General features: G+C 71.8%; 15 protein-coding genes. 3 read left to right on the forward strand and 12 right to left on the reverse strand.

Going from position 1 to position 17,541, the window contains the following annotated elements; translation table 11 throughout:
- The first annotated feature begins 72 nt into the window (after positions 1 to 72).
- The gene (locus ACZ7L4_RS17185; RefSeq protein WP_472103297.1) at positions 73 to 1,485 is read left to right on the forward strand and encodes an MFS transporter; all 1,413 of its coding nucleotides are present in this window, start codon (positions 73 to 75) and stop codon (positions 1,483 to 1,485) included.
- Between the two features lie 7 nt (positions 1,486 to 1,492).
- Here ACZ7L4_RS17185 and ACZ7L4_RS17190 read toward each other — a convergent pair whose 3' ends face one another.
- The 7 genes from ACZ7L4_RS17190 to ACZ7L4_RS17220 all read right to left on the reverse strand — a co-directional run bounded on the left by ACZ7L4_RS17190 (position 1,493) and on the right by ACZ7L4_RS17220 (position 8,623).
- Positions 1,493 to 1,858 (reverse strand): MmcQ/YjbR family DNA-binding protein, encoded by a 366-nt coding sequence (locus ACZ7L4_RS17190; protein ID WP_472103299.1) that lies wholly within the window; start codon positions 1,856 to 1,858, stop codon positions 1,493 to 1,495.
- A complete protein-coding gene (locus tag ACZ7L4_RS17195; RefSeq protein ID WP_472103301.1) occupies positions 1,855 to 3,150 on the reverse strand; it encodes a hemolysin family protein in 1,296 nt (431 codons plus the stop codon). Before ACZ7L4_RS17195 ends, ACZ7L4_RS17190 begins: the two co-directional genes overlap by 4 nt.
- Positions 3,147 to 3,644, reverse strand: a complete 498-nt coding sequence (gene ybeY / locus ACZ7L4_RS17200; RefSeq protein ID WP_385756994.1) for an rRNA maturation RNase YbeY — start codon at positions 3,642 to 3,644, stop codon at positions 3,147 to 3,149. The genes ACZ7L4_RS17195 and ybeY overlap by 4 nt, the downstream gene beginning before the upstream one ends.
- A 12-nt stretch (positions 3,645 to 3,656) precedes the next feature.
- On the reverse strand, positions 3,657 to 4,691 hold the full coding sequence (locus tag ACZ7L4_RS17205; RefSeq protein ID WP_450809496.1) for a PhoH family protein: 1,035 nt from the start codon (positions 4,689 to 4,691) through the stop codon (positions 3,657 to 3,659).
- A 130-nt stretch (positions 4,692 to 4,821) separates the two neighbouring features.
- Entirely contained in the window at positions 4,822 to 5,571 is a 750-nt protein-coding gene (locus ACZ7L4_RS17210; protein WP_472103303.1) for a GNAT family N-acetyltransferase, read from the reverse strand.
- A gap of 542 nt (positions 5,572 to 6,113) precedes the next feature.
- Positions 6,114 to 7,202, reverse strand: coding sequence for a carbohydrate kinase family protein (locus tag ACZ7L4_RS17215; RefSeq protein ID WP_472103305.1), 1,089 nt, complete (start codon positions 7,200 to 7,202; stop codon positions 6,114 to 6,116).
- A gap of 77 nt (positions 7,203 to 7,279) precedes the next feature.
- On the reverse strand, positions 7,280 to 8,623 hold the full coding sequence (locus tag ACZ7L4_RS17220; RefSeq protein WP_472103307.1) for an MFS transporter: 1,344 nt from the start codon (positions 8,621 to 8,623) through the stop codon (positions 7,280 to 7,282).
- 150 nt (positions 8,624 to 8,773) lie between these two features.
- Here ACZ7L4_RS17220 and ACZ7L4_RS17225 point away from each other — a divergent pair, with 150 nt between their 5' ends.
- Positions 8,774 to 9,577 carry an IclR family transcriptional regulator gene (locus ACZ7L4_RS17225; RefSeq protein ID WP_472103309.1) on the forward strand — a complete coding sequence of 268 codons (804 nt, stop codon included), beginning with the start codon at positions 8,774 to 8,776 and terminating at the stop codon, positions 9,575 to 9,577.
- A 254-nt stretch (positions 9,578 to 9,831) separates the two neighbouring features.
- Positions 9,832 to 11,193: an MFS transporter gene (locus ACZ7L4_RS17230; protein ID WP_472103311.1), complete on the forward strand. Its 1,362-nt coding sequence runs from the start codon at positions 9,832 to 9,834 to the stop codon at positions 11,191 to 11,193.
- Here the strand turns inward: ACZ7L4_RS17230 and ACZ7L4_RS17235 are convergent.
- From ACZ7L4_RS17235 to ACZ7L4_RS17255, 5 genes are all read right to left on the reverse strand, one after another.
- A complete protein-coding gene (locus ACZ7L4_RS17235; protein ID WP_472103313.1) occupies positions 11,145 to 12,176 on the reverse strand; it encodes an adenosine deaminase in 1,032 nt (343 codons plus the stop codon). The genes ACZ7L4_RS17230 and ACZ7L4_RS17235 overlap by 49 nt on opposite strands.
- Positions 12,177 to 12,209: 33 nt before the next feature.
- Positions 12,210 to 13,118, reverse strand: coding sequence for a ribonuclease Z (locus ACZ7L4_RS17240; protein ID WP_472103315.1), 909 nt, complete (start codon positions 13,116 to 13,118; stop codon positions 12,210 to 12,212).
- A gap of 10 nt (positions 13,119 to 13,128) precedes the next feature.
- Positions 13,129 to 13,467 (reverse strand): histidine triad nucleotide-binding protein, encoded by a 339-nt coding sequence (locus ACZ7L4_RS17245; protein WP_472103317.1) that lies wholly within the window; start codon positions 13,465 to 13,467, stop codon positions 13,129 to 13,131.
- 149 nt (positions 13,468 to 13,616) lie between these two features.
- On the reverse strand, positions 13,617 to 16,832 hold the full coding sequence (locus ACZ7L4_RS17250; protein ID WP_472103319.1) for a S41 family peptidase: 3,216 nt from the start codon (positions 16,830 to 16,832) through the stop codon (positions 13,617 to 13,619).
- A gap of 92 nt (positions 16,833 to 16,924) precedes the next feature.
- Positions 16,925 to 17,476 (reverse strand): hypothetical protein, encoded by a 552-nt coding sequence (locus ACZ7L4_RS17255; RefSeq protein ID WP_472103321.1) that lies wholly within the window; start codon positions 17,474 to 17,476, stop codon positions 16,925 to 16,927.
- Positions 17,477 to 17,541 lie beyond the last annotated feature (65 nt).

Raw genomic sequence — 17,541 nt, forward strand, 5'->3', positions numbered from 1 at the left:
TGTCTGGTGGTGCGACCACCAGCATAAGTTCCCACTCTCCACGGTTATTCCGGTCGTACGAGGCTCTTGGCCATGGCGATCGACACCGCAACCTCCACGGCTCCCCTGCCCCAACCACCCACCGCGCCCCGCCTCTCGGCCCGCGACAAGCTCGTCCTCTTCGTGCTCTGCGCCGCCCAGTTCATGGTGGCGCTCGACTTCTCCGTGCTGAACGTGGCGCTGCCGGTGCTCGGTCCCGACCTCGGCATGAGCACCTCCGCGCTGCAGTGGGCGGTCACCGCGTTCGCCCTGCCGTCCGGCGGCTTCCTGCTCCTCTTCGGACGGATCGGCGACCTGTACGGGAGGCGCCGGATCTTCCTGACCGGACTCGCCCTGTTCGGCGCGGCCTCACTGCTCGCGACGTTCGCCTGGGACCCGGCGTCCTTCCTCGCGGGCCGCGCGCTGCAGGGCGTGGGCGCGGCGGCGATCGTGCCCACCGGCATGTCACTGCTGACCACGACGTTCCCGGAGGGCCCGCAGCGCGACCGTGCCCTCGGCATCTCCGGAACGCTGCTCTCCCTCGGCTTCACCGTCGGCATGGTGCTCGGCGGCGTCCTGACCGACACGCTCGGCTGGCGCTCCACCATGGGCCTGCTGACGGTCTTCGCGCTGATCGTGCTGGTGCTCGCCCCCGGACTGCTGCCCGAGTCCCGCACCCCGGACCAGCCGCGCCTCGACGTCCCCGGCGCCGTCACGGTCACCGGCGGCCTGCTCGCCCTGATCTACGCGCTGTCCACGGCGGCGGAGGTCGGCTTCGGCCGCGCCGACGTCCTCGTCACGCTGGTCGCGGGCCTCGCCCTGCTCGCCGCGTTCGGCCGCATCGAGTCCCGCACCGCCCAGCCGCTGGTCTCACTGCCGATGCTGCGCCGCCGCACCATCGCGTGGGGCAACGTGGGCGGCCTGATCACCTTCTCCATGATGACGACGGTCGTCTTCGTCCTGACCCTCTACCTCCAGGACGTACTGCACCTCTCGGCGTTCCGGACCGGACTCGTCTTCGGCGTCCAGGGCGTCCTGTCGGCGGTCGCGGGCGCGTACGTCCCGAAGGTCGTCGGCCGCTTCGGCGCCCGCCGCACCCTGGTCGGCTCGCTCGTCGGACAGGGCGTGCTCGTCGCCGCGCTCCTGGGCATCGGCACCGGCGGCGTCTCGGTGTGGCTCGCGACGGCCGCCGTCTCGCTGGCCAGCATGTGCCACCTCGGCGCGATCATCTCGTACGGCCTCACCGTCACCTCCGGCGTCCCGGACGCGGAACAGGGCCTCGCCACTGGCCTGGTCACCTCGACCCAGCAGGTCGGCATGACGGTCGGCATCCCGCTCCTCGGCGTCCTCGCGACGACGTCCACGGACCTGCTGACCGGAGTGCACACGGTGATCGCCCTGGACGCGGCGCTCGTCCTGGTGGCGGCGGCGCTGGTCGCGCTGGGGCTGCGGACGAAGCGGGCCTAGGACGTGCCTAGGACCGGTCGAGGCGCAGCCGCTCGGCCTTCGGCAGGCCCGCCACCACCAGGTCGTAGGAATCCTCGATGAGCTCCCGGACCACCCGGTCCGGGAGTTCGTCGGGCCGGTCCACGGTCACCGTGTTCCAGTGCCGCTTGTTCATGTGCCAGCCGGGCACGATGACGCCCTCGTACTCGCCGCGCAGCCGCAGCGCGTCCTCGGGGTCGCACTTGAGGTTGATGGTCAGCGGGCTTCCGTCCAGGTGCGAGAGCGCGAACATCTTGCCGAGCACCTTGAAGACCGACGTCTCCGGATTGAACGGGAAGTCCTCCACCGCCGCGTTGAACGACAGGCAGAACGACCGCAGCTCCTGAGGTGTCACCCGGCGACCTCCTCCTTGTCCTCGCCGACCGGCTCCGAGAGCACGGTCACGATCTTGTTCCGGCGGCCCGCCGCGGCCTCCGCCGTCAGCCGCAGCTCCCGCCCGTCGGGCAGCGTGACCAGCGACGAGGCCCCGGCGATCGGCACCCGGCCAAGAGCCTTGGCGAGCAGCCCGCCCACCGTCTCCACGTCCTCGTCGTCGAACTCCTCGATGCCGTACAGCTCACCGAGATCCCCGATGTCGAGGCGGGACGTCACCCGGAACCGCTCGTCGCCCAGCTCCTCCACGGAGGACACCTCGCGGTCGTACTCGTCGGTGATCTCGCCGACGATCTCCTCGAGGATGTCCTCGATGGTGACGATGCCCGCCGTGCCGCCGTACTCGTCGATCACGACGGCGACGTGCGTGCGCAACTGCTGCATCTCGCGCAGCAGATCGCCCGCGTTCTTGGTGTCCGGCACGAAGGTCGCGGGCCGCATCGCGGTGGACACCAGCTCGGCCTCGGCGTCGCGATTGATGTGCGTCTTGCGCGAAAGGTCCTTCAGGTAGACGACGCCGACGACGTCGTCCTCGCTCTCCCCGACCACCGGGATCCGGGAGAAGCCCGACCTGAGCGCGAGCGTGAGGGCCTGCCGGATGGTCTTGTACCGCTCGATGACGACGAGGTCGGTGCGCGGCACCATCACCTCCCGCACGAGGGTGTCGCCCAGCTCGAAGACGGAGTGCACCATGCGGCGCTCCTCGTCCTCGATGAGGGACTCCTTCTCGGCGAGGTCGACCAGCGCCCGCAGCTCCGCCTCGGAGGCGAACGGGCCGCGCCGGAAACCCTTGCCGGGCGTCAGCGCGTTACCGATCAGGATCAGGAGCGGCGGGATCGGCCCCATGATCCGGGCGAGCGGCAGCAGCACGTACGCCGCCGCCGTCGCGGTGTTCAGCGGGTGCTGCCGGCCGATGGTGCGCGGCGACACCCCGACCGCCACGTACGACACCAGCACCATCACGCCGATGGCGACCAGCAACGCCTGCCAGGTCTCCCGGAACTCCTCCAGGCACGCGTACGTGACGAGCGCGGCCGCGGCCATCTCGCAGGCGACGCGCACCAGGAGCGCCACGTTCAGATAGCGCGTCGGGTCGGCGGCCACCTGCGAGAGCTTGGCGCTGCCGCGCCGCCCGGACCGGACGGCCTCCTCGGCGCGGAAGCTCGACACCCGGGCGAGACCGGCCTCGGCGCAGGCGGCGAGCCAGGCGATCACGACCAGCGCGACGGCCCCGGCGATCAGCGAGAAACTCATGACACGGTCGGCGCCGGCGACGGCCCCGTCAGTCCCTTCTCCGCACGCCAGCCGTCCACGATGCCCGCCTGGAGACCGAACATCTCGGCCTTCTCGTCGGGCTCCTCGTGGTCGTAACCGAGCAGGTGCAGCACCCCGTGCACGGTCAGGAGCTGGAGCTCCTCGTTCATGGAGTGCTGCGTGGGCGCGTCCTCACCCTGCTTCTTGGCGACCTCCGGGCACAGCACGATGTCGCCGAGCAGACCCTGCGGGGCCTCCTCCTCGTCCTTCATCGGCGGCCGCAGCTCGTCCATCGGGAACGACATCACGTCCGTCGGCCCCGGCAGGTCCATCCACTGCACGTGCAGCTGCTCCATGGCGTCGGCGTCCACGACGATCACGGACAGCTCGGACAGGGGGTGGATCCGCATCCGGCCGAGCGCGTAGCGGGCGATGTCGAGGATCGCCTGCTCATCGACCTCGGTTCCGGACTCGTTGTTGACGTCGATCGACATGGCGCTGTTGTTCTACTTCCCTCTGGGGCGGCTCTTGCGGGAGCCGTTCTCCGTACCGTGCTCGGTGTCGTACTTCTCGTACGCGTCGACGATACGGCCGACGAGCTTGTGCCGGACGACATCCTGCGAGCTGAGCCGCGAGAAGTGCACGTCGTCGACGCCGTCCAGGATGTCCTGCACCTGCCGCAGACCGCTCTTCGTGCCGCCCGGCAGGTCGACCTGCGTCACGTCACCGGTGATGACGATCTTCGAGTCGAAGCCGAGGCGGGTGAGAAACATCTTCATCTGCTCGGGGCTGGTGTTCTGCGCCTCGTCGAGAATGATGAATGCATCATTCAACGTCCTTCCACGCATGTATGCCAGCGGTGCCACCTCGATGGTTCCCGCCGCCATCAGCCGCGGGATCGAGTCCGGGTCGAGCATGTCGTGCAGGGCGTCGTACAGCGGGCGCAGGTACGGGTCGATCTTCTCGTAGAGCGTGCCGGGCAGGAAGCCGAGGCGCTCCCCCGCCTCCACCGCGGGGCGGGTCAGGATGATGCGGTTGACCTGCTTGGACTGGAGGGCCTGGACCGCCTTGGCCATCGCGAGGTACGTCTTTCCGGTACCGGCGGGGCCGATGCCGAAGACGATCGTGTGCTTGTCGATCGCGTCGACGTAGCGCTTCTGGTTCAGCGTCTTGGGGCGGATGGTGCGGCCGCGCGACGACAGGATGTTCTGCGTGAGCACCTCGGCCGGGGTCTCCTGGCCGTCACCCCCGCCGTTCTGCGTCGTCTTCAGCATGGCGATGGAGCGCTCCACGGCGTCCTCTGTCATCGGTGCCCCCGTCCTCAGTACCAGCATCATCTCGTCGAACAGGCGCTGGATGAGGGCGACTTCCCCCGGCTCTCCCGTCGCGCTGATCTCATTGCCCCGGACGTGGATGTCGGCCTCCGGGAAGGCCTTCTCGATCACTCGCAGCAGCGCGTCCCCGGATCCCAGCACCTCGACCATGGGGTGCTTCGGCGGAACGGTGAACTGTGCGCGGGCGCTGGATGGTGTCTGCGTCATGAGCCGGGCCGATGGCCCTTGCTTCCTCCCCGTACGGGACTTTCTCTGCGGGTTTTTCTGCGGTGTTGTCCTGCACCGTCAAGGGTACGGCGCGGGTACGACATCGCCGAGTGGGTTTGGGGTACGGCTGTCAGGCGTCGAGCCGGATGTAGCGGCGGGTGCCGCGTGGGCGGAAGCCGACGCGCTCGTACACGCGCCGGGAGTCGTTCCCGCCGTACTCCAGCCATACGGAGGCGGCGCCGCGCTCGTGCAGCAGCACGCGGGCCAGTTCGGCGGTGACGGCGGCCGCGATGCCGGTGCCCCGGTGGGCGGGGCGGGTGCCGACGCCGGCCAGTTCGGCGGTGCCCTCGGCGGGCGCGCTGCACTGGGCTCCGCCCGCGACGGTGCCGTCCTCGGCCCGCACGAGGCGGACGGCGCCGCCGTCCTCCTCGGTGCGCCGCAGCCGCGCGGCCCCTTCGGGGGACGACCGGAACTCGCCGCTGAACGCCTCGGCGAGCGCGGCGTCGAGCGCGAGATAGTCGGCGTCGTCGGCCGGGGTCTCGACCGCGGGCCGCGGGGGCACGACCAGCGTGTCCTTCGTGCACACGAGGTACGTGTGCTCGGCCTCGGGCGTGAACCCGGCGGCGTCGAGCGCCGCCGCGGCCTCGGGAGCGGCGTCCGGCACGAATTCCAGACGCGGTACGAGTCCCCGCTCCCGGAATCCGGCGACCAGGGCGCGCACGTCGGCGGCGGTGGGTGCGGCGCCGGGCAGCGGTGTCGCGTAGTTGACGTACGGGCTGGTGGTGGTCGGATCGAACCCGAGCACGAAGCCGGCCGTCTCCACGGTCTCGGCACGGCGGCGCAGGTGGGCGACGGTGAAGCGCTGGACGTCGATGTCCATGGTGATGGTGGTGTCCTCACGTGAAAGAAGCGCACGGCTGACTGGTGACGTGTGCGTGGGGCCGCCGTGAGGAGTGAGTCCCCGGAGTCGAGGGGGCTCAGCGCGGACGACGGCCGCTGCGGGTCGCCGAGATCATGGGCTTCAGTCCCTGGAAATCCGAAGGTGGTGGGCCGCCGGTTGGCGCCGTCGGCCAATTTCGCACGCACACCACTCCACGGCCAACCCATTTACGCTCCCGCGCTGAGTTACCCGTCCGAACCCGACCGCCGCCACCGCAGCCTCGACGGGAGCCTCCGCCCGGGACCACTCCCGAGGAGGCCCAAGCCCCCGGAGGGGGCGGGCGGGTGGGAGATGGGCGGGCAACGGGCAGAGGGGCCGGACCAGGCCGGACGTCGGACCGGGCCGGGCCGGAGGCATGAGGCTGGGCAGCAGCGCACCGGGCCAGACCGGGGCACCGGACCGGGCGGAGGGGCCCGCCCCGTAGTGGCACCGGACCCGCAGCGGCATCGGCCCCCGCCGCGGCGGCAGCCGACCCCTGCCCCTTACGCCGAGCGGCCGAAGCCGATGGTGGGGACTGCGCGGCGCAGGGGCCAGGCGCGGGAGGTTTCCGGGAGGACCGGGTCCAGGAAGGTGTAGCGGTCCAGGGCGCAGGTGTTCTGGTGGTCGTTCGAGCGGGCCTCCTTCCACCAGGCCGCGATCTCCGACCACCCCGGCGCCGACAGAGAGCCGCCGAACTCCTGGACGGAGAGGGCCGCGGTGAGGCCGGCGAAGGCGAGGCGGTCGGCGAGCGGCCAGCCCGCGAGCGTCGCCGTGACGAACCCGGCCACGAAGACGTCTCCGGCCCCGGTCGGGTCGAGCGCCTCGACCTCGATCGCCGGGACGGAGGCCGTCTCGCCGGTCCGCCCGTCCACCGCGTACGCGCCTTCGGCGCCGAGCGTCACCACGGCCACCGGCACGTGTTCGGTGAGCGCGTGCGCCGCGGCGCGGGGACAGGACGTACGGGTGTAGCGCATCGCCTCCTGCGCGTTCGGCAGGAACGCCTCGCAGTGCCGCAGCCCGGGCAGCGCCGCGAGGTCCCAGCGGCCGGTGTCGTCCCAGCCGACGTCGGCGAAGATCTTCGTCCCGGAGCGCGCGGCCGCCGCGACCCACGGCTCGTCGGCGCCTGGCACGAGCGAGGCGACGGCGGCCCTGGCGTGCGGCGGGCAGTCCGGCGCGGGCTCGACGGGCGGCGGCTCGTGCCCGTGGCTGACCATCGTGCGTTCGCCCTCGTACGCCATGGACACGGTGACGGGCGAGTGCCAGCCCGGCACGGTCCGCGCGTAGCTGAGGTCGATGCCCTCGCCGTGTTCGAGCGCGTCCCAGCAGTACTCGCCGTAGTGGTCGTCGCCGAAGGCCGCGGCGAGCGAGGTGCGCAGGCCGAGCCGCGCGAGCGCCGTCGCCATGTTCGCGATGCCGCCGGGGCTCGACCCCATGCCGCGCGCCCACGACTCCGTCCCCCGCACGGGCGCGCTGTCGAGGCCGGTGAAGATGATGTCGAGGAAGACCGTGCCGGTGAGATAGACGTCGTAGGGCGGGTCGGCCGTCGTGCGCAGCGCCGCGAGGGGGTCCGTTCTGGGTCGTGTGGAGGTCACGTCGCGCTCCCTGAGTGGTACGGGTCCGGACAGTGTGCACGACCGGTCCCCGTACCACGGCGGACGACATCAACCTGTCACGAAGCCGCCGCTCCGGCCTCCGGCGCCGCGGCGGGCCGCGCGGCCGCGGCCGCGCGCACCCGGTCGTTGCGCCCGCCGCCGCGCACGAGCAGCACGCTCAGCGCGGCCAGGAACCCGATCACGGTCAGCCCGACGAGTCCGCCCTTGGTCGACCCGGTGGTGTCCTCGATGATCCCGAACGCGGTGGGGGCGACGAACCCGCCCAGGTTTCCGATGGAGTTGATGAGCGCGATCCCTGGCGCCGCGGCCCGCGCGTCGAGGTAGCTCTGCGGGATCGTCCAGAAGATCGGCGAGGCCGGCTTGAACCCCATCGCCGCGACGCAGAGCGCGCCGAGCCCCACCCACGGCGACACGAACACGGCGAGCAGTGTTCCGGCGCCCCCGATGAGCAGCAGCGCGAACAGTACGGGCCGCCGTTTGCCGATCCGGTCGGAGAGCCGCCCGGAGACGTACAGGGCGAGCAGGGCGAAGAGCCAGGGGACGGCGGTGACCAGGCCGACCTGGAACTCGCTGAGTCCGCCGATGTCGCCGACGATCGAGGGCAGCCAGAACGTGACCGCGTACAGCGCGACGTTGATCGCGAAGTAGATCCACAGGAAGAGCAGCATCTGGGGGTCGGCGAGCAGCTTCCACCGGGAGACCTTCGCGGTGCCGCGGCCGTTCTCGCGTGCGCGCTGTTCGGCGTCGATGACGGCGACGAGTCCGTCCTTCTCCTCCTGGGTGAGCCATGTCGCGCTCTCGACGCTGGAGTCGAGGAAGCGGAAGACGACGAAGCCGAGGACGACCGAGGCGACGCCTTCGATGAAGAACATCCACTGCCAGCCCGAGTGCCCCCAGATGCCGTGCATTTCGAGCAGCGCGCCGGAGATCGGCCCGACGATGACGGTGGCGGTGCCGGACCCCATGAGGAAGATGGAGGTGGCCCGGCCGCGGTGCGAGTCGGGCAGCCAGCGCGAGAAGTAGTAGATGACGGCGGGGAAGAACCCGGCCTCCGCGACGCCGAGCAGGAAGCGCAGCGCGTAGAACATCTCCGCGCTGTTCACGAACGCCATGGCGGTGGCGACGACGCCCCAGCTGATCATGATGCGGGTGAGCCAGACCTTGGCCCCGTAGCGCTCCATGAGCATGTTGCTGGGGACTTCGAAGATGGCGTACGCGATGAAGAAGATGCCGGCGCCGAGCCCGAAGGCGGCGGCGGAAAGCCCTACGTCGGCCCGGAGTTGGTCCTGGGCGAAGCCCAGGTTGACCCGGTCCATGTAGTTGGCGACGAACATGACGAAGAAGAGCGGGACGACCCGCCTGAATATCTTGCGGACGGCCGACTGAACTGCTGCGGACACGAGCGACTCCGGTCGTGGGGCAGGCGGGGGACGAGGAGAGCTGTCTTCATATGTAGATGTCCATGGATGCAGATGGAGATTAGATACGCGGACAGGCCGCGTCAATGGGTGTCCAGCAATGGCTGTTCACGGCCCTACTACGATCGGCACATGCCGGAGAGCCCGAACAGCGAGCCGCAGCGCGGAGTGCGCGAAGTGAAGTCGGCCGCCCGCACCGTCGATCTGCTCGACGTGCTCGCCGCCCGCGGCGACCGCCCGGCCCGCCTCCAGGAGCTCGCCGACGAACTCGCCGTGCCGCGCAGCTCCATGTACGCGCTGCTCCAGACGCTCATCGAGCGCGGCTGGGTGCGCACGGACGTGACGGGCTCGCTGTACGGCATCGGCATCCGCGCGCTGCTGACCGGCACCAGCTACCTGGACACGGATCCGTACGTGCGCTCCGTGCGCCCGTTCCTCGACGAGGCGTCGGACGCGCTCGGCGAGACGATCCACCTGGGGCGGCTCGACGGTTTCGACGTGGCGTACCTGGCGACCCGCGAGTCGCACGAATACCTGCGCACGATCAGCCGCGTGGGCCGCAGACTGCCCGCGCACATCGGCGCGCTCGGCAAGGCGCTGCTCGCCGAACGCCCGGACGACGAGCTGCCGCCCGGCCCGTACGAGCCGACCACCCGGCGCACGCACACCACGCGCGAGGCGCTCGCGGCCGACCTCGCGGCGATCCGCGAGCGCGGCCACTCGGTCGACCGCGAGGAGGGCGTCGACGGCATCGTCGGCTTCGGCTTCGCGCTGCGCTACGCGACCCCGGCGCACGACGCGATCAGCTGCTCGGTGCCGGTGGTGCGGCTGACGCCGGAGCACGAGAAGCGGATCGTGGCGGTCATGGACGAGACCCGCGCGAAGATCGAGGCGACGGCCCACAGGGGGACATCCGGGGTCCCCGACTGGCGCTGAGAAGCACCTGACAAGCACCCGAGAAGCCCCTGAAGAACGCCACTTCTGCCCGGCGAAACACACCCCAAACCAAATGTGTCGCGCGTCACAGGGTCCCGCCTTCATGTGCCCCTCCTGGACTTGATACAAATTGGCCGCGCCCACGTCCCCGGTTCGGTCCCGTTCGCAAAGACGTCGCGCTCCCAACTCCCCTGCCGTAGCACCCCCTTGCCCAAAACAGCGTCCAAGGCAAGGGGCCGTTCATAGGAACGCCCGTGTCCTCGCGTACGTCCCGGCCCGCGCTCATAGCCCTCTTCACGGCCGGATACCTCGCCGCCTATCTCCTGCCCACCGTTGTCGGCCGAGTCGCCGACAGCCTGCGGCTCTCCCCCACTCAGGCCGGTCTCGTCGGCAGCGCCCTGCTGCTGAGCTCGGCCACCGCGGGCCTCACGCTCGCGGCCCGCGTCGAACGGGTCGGCGCCCGCCGCGCCGCCCGCACCGGACTGCTCCTCGCCACCGTCGGCTACGCCACCGCGGCCCTCGCCACCGCCACCCCGCTGGTCGTCGCGGGTGCGATGATCGGCGGCTTCGGCTCGGGCACGGCGACGGCGGTCGCCGCCACCGGGATCGCCGCCCAGAAGGACCCGCACCGCGCCTCCACGCTCGGCCTGCTGAGCGTCTCCGCGCTCGCGGGCGCCCTGTACCTGACCATCCCGCGGATCAGCGAGGGGCACGGCCTGCCGTTCGCCGCGCTCGCCGCGACCGCGCTCGCCGTGTGGCCCGCGACGAGCCGGCTCGAAGGACCCGCGACCCCGGACAACTGCGCCGCACCGGCCCCCAAGTCACCGCTCCCCCACGCCCGTTCGGGCCTGCTGCTCGCCGCGACGCTGGTCTGCTGGTCGATGGCGCAGAACGCGCTGTGGGGCGTCAGCAGCCGCATCGGCACCGAACAGGCAGGCCTTTCCGAGGTCACGGTCGGCTCGGTCTTCGCGGTGGGGCTCGGCGTCGGTCTGCTCGGGGTGATCGGCGCGGGCGCGGTCGGCGTCCGCCTCGGCCGCGCGCTGCCCATCGGGGCCGGCACGGCGACGATCGCCTGCTGCGTCGTGCTCAGCGCCCGCGCGGACGGCCTCGGCTCCTTCGCCGCGGGCGAGATCGCCTGGAACACCCTCTACCCGGTGGTCCTGTCCTACGTCCTCGGCCTCGCGGCCTCCCTCGACCCGCGCGGCCGCTGGGCGGTCCTCATCGGCTCGGCGTCCTCGCTGGGCACGGCGTGCGGGCCGCTGGCCGGCAGCGCGCTGGCCGAGTCGGCGGGCTTCCCCGTCATGGGCGCGGTGCTCGCCGCGGCCCTGCTGCTGCTCGCGGTGCCGCTGACCGCGGTGGCCGTGCACACCGGTGGCCGTCCGCTGTTCGCGGGGGCGGCACGGCGCCACAGCGGTGCCCCGGTCGGCGCGATCGTGCCGCCGTCCGGTGTGCTGGAGCAGCCGGTGGTCGAGCTGTTCGACCTCGAGACGACCGTCGAGACGCCCGTGTACACGGAGTTCACTGCGGTGGGCCCCGACGGCGTCGAGCCGGAGCCCCTCGCACAGGATCAGCCGGAGATGTCGTCCAGTTCGTACGCCTCGACCTCGGCGATGTAGCGCGCCCGGAGCGCTTCCTCCTCCTCGCTGCCGTCGAGGAAGGAGGCCACGAACGAGTTGCGGGCCAGTTCCCGCACTCGTTCGTGGTCGAGGCCGAGCGCCTCGTGGACGGCGTGGAAGGTGTCTCCGACGTAGCCGCCGAAGTAGGACGGGTCGTCGGAGTTCACGGTGCACAGCAGCCCCGCGTCCATCATCTTCACCAGCGGGTGGTCCTCCAGCATGTCGATGGCGCGCAGCCGCACGTTCGACAGCGGGCACAGCGTGAGCGGGATCCGGTCCCGTACGAGCCGGGTCACGAGCTCCGGGTCCTCCAGGGACCGCAGTCCGTGGTCGACGCGCTCGACGCCGAGGAGGTCCAGGGCCTCCCACACGTAGGACGGGTCGCCCTCCTCGCCCGCGTGCGCGACCTTGCGCAGGCCCAGCGCGTCGGCCGCCGCGTACACCTCGCGGAACTTGGACGCGGGGTTGCCGACCTCGGCGGAGTCGAGCCCGACGCCGACGATCCGGTCGAGGTACGGCTTCGCGGCCTCCAGGGTCTCCATCGCCGACTCGGCCGAATGGTCCCGCAGGAAGCACATGATGAGCTTCGTCGAGATCCCGTGCCGCTCCTCGCTGCGCGCGAGCGCCCGGTGCAGCCCCTCGACGACGGTCCCCATCGCCACGCCCCGCGCCGCGTGCGCCTGCGGGTCGAAGAAGATCTCGGCGTGCCGCACGCCCTGCTCGGCAGCGCGCGCGAGATAGGCGTCGGCGAGCGCCTCGAAGTCGTCCTCGGTGACGAGGACCGCCATCAGCGAGTAGTAGAGATCGAGGAAGGACTGCAGGTCGGCGAAGAGATACGCCTTCCGCAGTGCCTCGGTGTCGGCGTACGGCAGGGTGATGCCGTTGCGGCGGGCGAGTTCGAAGGCGAGCTCGGGTTCGAGGGTGCCTTCGATGTGCAGATGGAGCTCGGCCTTGGGGATGCGCGCGAGTGGTGCGAGTGACATCCGACCAGCGTACGCAGGGGTCGGTCCTTCGGCTCAGCGACGCTTCGGTACGGGGACGCGGTCCAGGTCGCGGGCGACCGTCAGCTCGCCCTCGAACCCGGCTGCGCGGGCCTGCCGGGCGAACTCCTGCGGGTCGGTGTAGCGCTGGCTGAAGTGCGTGAGGACGAGGTGCCGGACACCGACGTCGCGTGCGACGCGGGCGGCCTGGGACGCGGTCAAGTGGCCGTGATCGGTGGCCAGTTGCTCGTCCTGGTCCAGGAAGGTGGACTCGATGACGAGCAGGTCGCACCCTTCGGCGAGGGCGTGGACCCCGTCGCAGAGCCGGGTGTCCATCACGAACGCGACGCGCTGACCCCGCCGTACCTCGCTCACCTCGTCGAGGGCGACCCCGTTCAGGACCCCCTCCTTCTGCAGCCGGCCCACGTCGGGCCCCTTGATGCCGTGCGCGGCGAGCCGCTCGGGCAGCATGCGGCGCCCGTCGGGCTCCACGAGCCGGTAGCCGTACGACTCGACGGGGTGCGAAAGGCGACGGGCCTCCAGGCGGTACGCGGGGGTGTCGGCGAGCACCGCGCCCTCCCCGTCGACCGGTTCCTCCGCGATGTCGACGGTCTCCCGGTACGCGGTGGAGTACCGCAGCCGGTCGAAGAACCGCTGCCCGGACGCCGGGTAGTGGGCGGTCACGGGGTGCGGCACCCGGTCGAGGTTGATCCGCTGGATGACGCCCGCGAGGCCGAGGGAGTGGTCCCCGTGGAAGTGCGTGACGCAGATCCGGTTCAGGTCGTGCGCGGCCAGACCGGCGCGCAGCATCTGCCGCTGGGTGCCCTCGCCGGGATCGAAGAGGATGCCCTCGCTGTCCCAGCGGAGCAGGTAGCCGTTGTGGTTGCGGTGCCGGGTCGGCACCTGGCTCGCGGTGCCGAGCACGACGAATTCACGGACGGACATGAGGAATCGACTATCCGGGGGGCCACTGGAGGCCGCGGCCGCCGAGGACATGGGCGTGCGCGTGGAAGACGGTCTGGCCCGCGCCGCTGCCGGTGTTGAACACGATCCGGTAGCTGTCCAGCTTCTCGTCCTTGGCGACCTCGCCGGCCTCGCGCAGCACGTCGGCGGCGACGGCCGGTTCGGCGGCGGCGAGGGAGGCGGCGTCGGGGTGGTGGACGCGCGGGATGACCAGGACGTGGGTGGGGGCCTGGGGGTTGATGTCCCGGAACGCGACGGTGGACTCCGTCTCCCGGACCAGGGTGGCGGGGACGTCCCCGTTGGCGATCTTGCAGAACAGGCAGTCATCCATGCCCGCATCGTACCGATCACCCAACCGGCGTTACGGCCTCGGGGCTCCGCCCCGGACCCCGCGCCTCAATCGCCGGCGGAGCTTGATCTATCAAGCCCCTGCGGCGATTGAGCAGCGGGGTCCGGGGCGGAGCCCCGTGAGCGCAACCACTACTCCGTAGACGCTCGCGGCAGCGTCGGCGCAGCCTTCGCCGGGTTCTCCGCAAGCGCCGCCAACGCGATACGGATCGCCTCGTCGAGTTGCGGGTCACGCCCCACCGCCGCGTCCTGCGGGGTGAGGACCACCTCCACGTCCGGATCCACCCCGTGGTTCTCCAGGCCCCAGCCGTAACCCTCCATCCAGGTCGCATACTTCGGCTGCGTGACCAGCGTCCCGTCCACCAGCCGGTACCGGCTGTCGATCCCGATGACGCCGCCCCACGTCCGTACGCCCACCACCGGACCGATACCGAGCGCCTTGATCGCCGCGTTCACGATGTCGCCGTCCGAGCCGGAGAACTCGTTGGCCACCGCGACGACGGGCCCGCGCGGCGCGTCCATCGGATACGTGAAGGGGCGGCTGCCGCGCGGCAGGTCCCAGCCCACGACGCGGCGCGCCAGCTTCTCCACGACGAGCTGCGACGTGTGCCCGCCCCGGTTCTCCCTGACGTCGACGACCAGACCCTCCCGCGCGACCTCCACGCTCAGGTCCCGGTGGATCTGCGCCCAGCCCGGCGCCTGCATGTCGGGGACGTGCAGATAGCCGAGCCGTCCCTCCGAGTGCTCGTGGACGTACGCCCGCCGGTCCGCGACCCACGCGTGGTACCGCAGCGGTTCCTCGTCGTCGAGCGGCACGACGATCACATGGCGGGGGTCGCCGCCCCCGGCGGGCGAGACCGTCAGCTCCACCGGTTTGTCGGCCGTGCCGACCAGCAGCGGCGCGGGCCCGGTCACCGGATCGACCGGCCGCCCGCCCACCGCCACGATCGTGTCCCCGGCACGCACCGCGACGCCGGGCGCGGTGAGCGGGGAGCGGGCGCGCGGGTCGGAGGTCTCGGACGGCAGCACCCGGTCGACGACCCAACCGCCGTCCTCGTGCCGGGAGATGTCGGCGCCGAGCAGCCCCTGGCGGCGCGCGGCGGAGCCCCGCCCGCCCCTCGGCGTCACATACGCGTGCGAGGTCCCGAGCTCACCCTGCACCTCCCACAGCAGGTCGACCAGGTCGTCGTGCGTGGCGACCCGGTCGAGCACCGGCCGGTACCGCTCCAACACCCCGTCCCAGTCGACGCCGTTCATGTCGGCGCGCCAGAAGTTGTCCCGCATGAGGCGCCCGGCCTCGTCGTACATCTGCCGCCACTCGGCCGCCGGGTCGACGATCTGGCTGACCCGGGACAGGTCGACGGTGATGTTCGTGTCGCTGTCGTCGTCGTGGGCCGGACGCCGGTCGCTCGGGACCACCTTCAGGACCTCGCCGGTCCACAGCAGCACCCGCTTGCCGTCGCCCGTGACCTCGAAGTGGTCGGCGTCGGCGCCGATCTCCTCGATGCGCTGCTGGACCAGGTCGTAGCGCTCCAGGCGGGTCTTGGGCTCCGGCGCGTCGAGACCGGCGCGGGAGTCGCCGAGCACGCCGCGCACCGGGTGCCGCAGCCACAGCACGCCGTCCTTGGCGGTCCGCAGCCGGGAGTAGCGCGCCGCCTCCACGGGGAACGGCACGATGCGGTCGAGCAGTCCCTCCAGGTCGACGCGGGTCGCGGGCGCGCCCTCGCTGTCGGGCGTCTCGTCCTTGTCGGGGGCGTCGAAGGGACGGCCGTGGCGCTGCGGCCCGAACGGCGAGGGCGTCGTCGCGGCGAGCGTGATCAGGTGCGGCCGCGAGCCGCTGAGGAACGCGAGGTCGAAGGCGTGCTCGTCGTAGACCGGGTCGAAGGAGCGCGCCGACAGGAACGCCAGGTGCTTGCCGTCGAGCGTGAACGCGGGCGCGTAGTCCCGGAACCGCAGCGGCGTCGCCTCGCTGACCGACAGGTCGGTGGTGTTGGCGAGCTTGAGCTGGCGCAGGTCGTGCGGCCCCGGGTGCGACCAGGCGAGCCACGCCGAGTCCGGGGAGAACGCGAGTCCTGTGGCGTTCCCGTCCTCGCTGCGGTCCACTTCGCGTACGTCGCCGCTGTCGCGCTCGACGAGCAGGATCCGGCCGTCGTGGGAGGCCACGGCGACCCGGCCGCCGTCCGGCGCCACCGTCAGGGCGAGCACCCGGCCGAGGCGTCCGGCGCCGAGCCTGCGCGGGGTGGCGCCCGGCGCGGCGCCGGTGGCGGGCGCGAACTCCAGGGCGTCGTCGCCCTCGGCGTCCGTCACCCACACGACGTGTTCCTCGCCGTCGACGCGGAAGGTGTGCGGGAGCCGGGCCCGTACGCCGGGCTCGGCGGCGAGCGCCCGGGCGGGGCCCGCGCGGTGGGTCACCCAGTGCACGGCGCCGCGTACGTTGACGGCGCTGCCGCGTCCTGTGTGGTCGGGGGACGCGGCGCCGAACCAGTTCGCGGCGTCGACGGGCCGCGGCTGCATGTCGACGCGCTGCCCTCCGAGGCGTACGTCGAGCCGGCGCGGCTCCACGCCCTCGTCGAGGCCTTCGACGATCCACAGTTCACCGGCGCTCGCATACACGACGCGTGCGCCGTCGGTGGCCGCGTGCCGTGCGTAGAAGCTGTCCACGGCGGTGTGCCGCCGCAGGTCGGAGCCGTCGGGGAGGGAGGAGTACAGCGCGCCGACGCCCTCGTGGTCGCTGAGGAACGCGACGCGCTCCCCCACCCACATCGGGCACTCGATGTTCCCGTCGAGCTCGGCGTGCAGGCGCGCGAAGTCCCCGTCGCCGTCCCGGTCGATCCACAGCTTGCCCGCGGTGCCGCCCCGGTACCGCTTCCACCAGGCGGCCTCCCGGCCCATCGGCGCGGACAGCAGCAGCACTTGGGCGCCGGGGCCGTGCGCGACGCCGCCCACGGGACCGTACGGCAGGGTCTCGGCGGGGCCGCCGTCCAGCGGCACCGCCCGCGCCCAGCTGCGGCGCAGCGAGGCCTGGCCGTGCGTGGTGGTGGCGAGCACCCGCCCGTCGGTGGTCCAGCCGCGGACGTTCGTCGTCCAACTCCCCCAGTACGTCAGGCGCTTGGCGGAGCCGCCGGCCACCGGGGCGATGTGCACCTCCGGCGCTCCGTCGCGGCGCGAGGTCCAGGCGACCGTCTCGCCGTCCGGGGAGAGCCGGGGGTGTGCGACGGGCATGTTGTCGGCGCTGACCCGCCAGGCGCGGCCACCGTCGAGGGGCGCGGCCCAGACGTCGTCCTCGGCGGTGAAGACCACCAACTCGCCTTGCAGGTGCGGGAACCGGAGGTACGCAGGAGTCGTCACCCGGCCCAGCCTAAATTTGGCCGCGTGCCACGTCAGCCCGTCTGATCACTTGTGGTGGAAAGTCGGCGTCACTTGTTCTGCCACTTGCCCTGTCACTTGCCCTGGAAAGTCGGCGGCGGCGCCGTCACCGTGACGGTCTCGGTGACCGTGCTCGTGGAGCCCGGCTGCGGTTCCTGCGGCTTCGGCTCCTGCGGCTTCGGGTCCTCCGAGGGCGCCGGCTGCTGCGACTCCTGCGGGGCCGAAGGGCCGTCGGTCGCCGCGCAGTTGCCGAGCACCGCGTAGCTGAACCACACCTTGCCGTCGATGCGCGCGATGGTCTTCCCGCGCACGCACTTGCCGGAGACGACCCCGTACACCCACCCCTGCACGGTGATGTCCTTGCCGTCCTTGGTCTTGCCCCGGCAGTCGACCTTCACCTCGCTGGGCGCCGACTCGCCGGAGGGCGTGGGCCCGCTGTACACGGCCGTGCAGCTCAGCCAGGCGACCTTGCCGTGCTGCCGGTTCAGCTCATTGGTGGCCTGCTGGTCGGTGGTGACCGCGACCGCGGACGGGTTGAGGTCGCCCTCGATCGGCTGGCACGCGACGCCCGTGGCGACGACGGCAGCGACGAGGACCAGCCCGCCGAACCCCCTCGATCCCCGCATGCACGGCAGAATGCCAGTGGACGTACAGCGTCGGTAGTGCGGTTGCGGCCACTGTCGGCACAACT

The organism is Streptomyces sp. NPDC107575 (assembly GCF_055657265.1).

Coding starts and splice junctions, on each gene's coding strand:
- ACZ7L4_RS17185 (WP_472103297.1), top strand. CDS start 73: ATGGCGATCGACACCGCAACCTCCACGGCTCCCCTGCCCCAACCACCC.
- ACZ7L4_RS17195 (WP_472103301.1), bottom strand. CDS start 3,150: ATGAGTTTCTCGCTGATCGCCGGGGCCGTCGCGCTGGTCGTGATCGCC.
- ybeY (WP_385756994.1), bottom strand. CDS start 3,644: ATGTCGATCGACGTCAACAACGAGTCCGGAACCGAGGTCGATGAGCAG.
- ACZ7L4_RS17205 (WP_450809496.1), bottom strand. CDS start 4,691: ATGACGCAGACACCATCCAGCGCCCGCGCACAGTTCACCGTTCCGCCG.
- ACZ7L4_RS17210 (WP_472103303.1), bottom strand. CDS start 5,571: ATGGACATCGACGTCCAGCGCTTCACCGTCGCCCACCTGCGCCGCCGT.
- ACZ7L4_RS17225 (WP_472103309.1), top strand. CDS start 8,774: ATGCCGGAGAGCCCGAACAGCGAGCCGCAGCGCGGAGTGCGCGAAGTG.
- ACZ7L4_RS17235 (WP_472103313.1), bottom strand. CDS start 12,176: ATGTCACTCGCACCACTCGCGCGCATCCCCAAGGCCGAGCTCCATCTG.
- ACZ7L4_RS17240 (WP_472103315.1), bottom strand. CDS start 13,118: ATGTCCGTCCGTGAATTCGTCGTGCTCGGCACCGCGAGCCAGGTGCCG.
- ACZ7L4_RS17245 (WP_472103317.1), bottom strand. CDS start 13,467: ATGGATGACTGCCTGTTCTGCAAGATCGCCAACGGGGACGTCCCCGCC.
- ACZ7L4_RS17255 (WP_472103321.1), bottom strand. CDS start 17,476: ATGCGGGGATCGAGGGGGTTCGGCGGGCTGGTCCTCGTCGCTGCCGTC.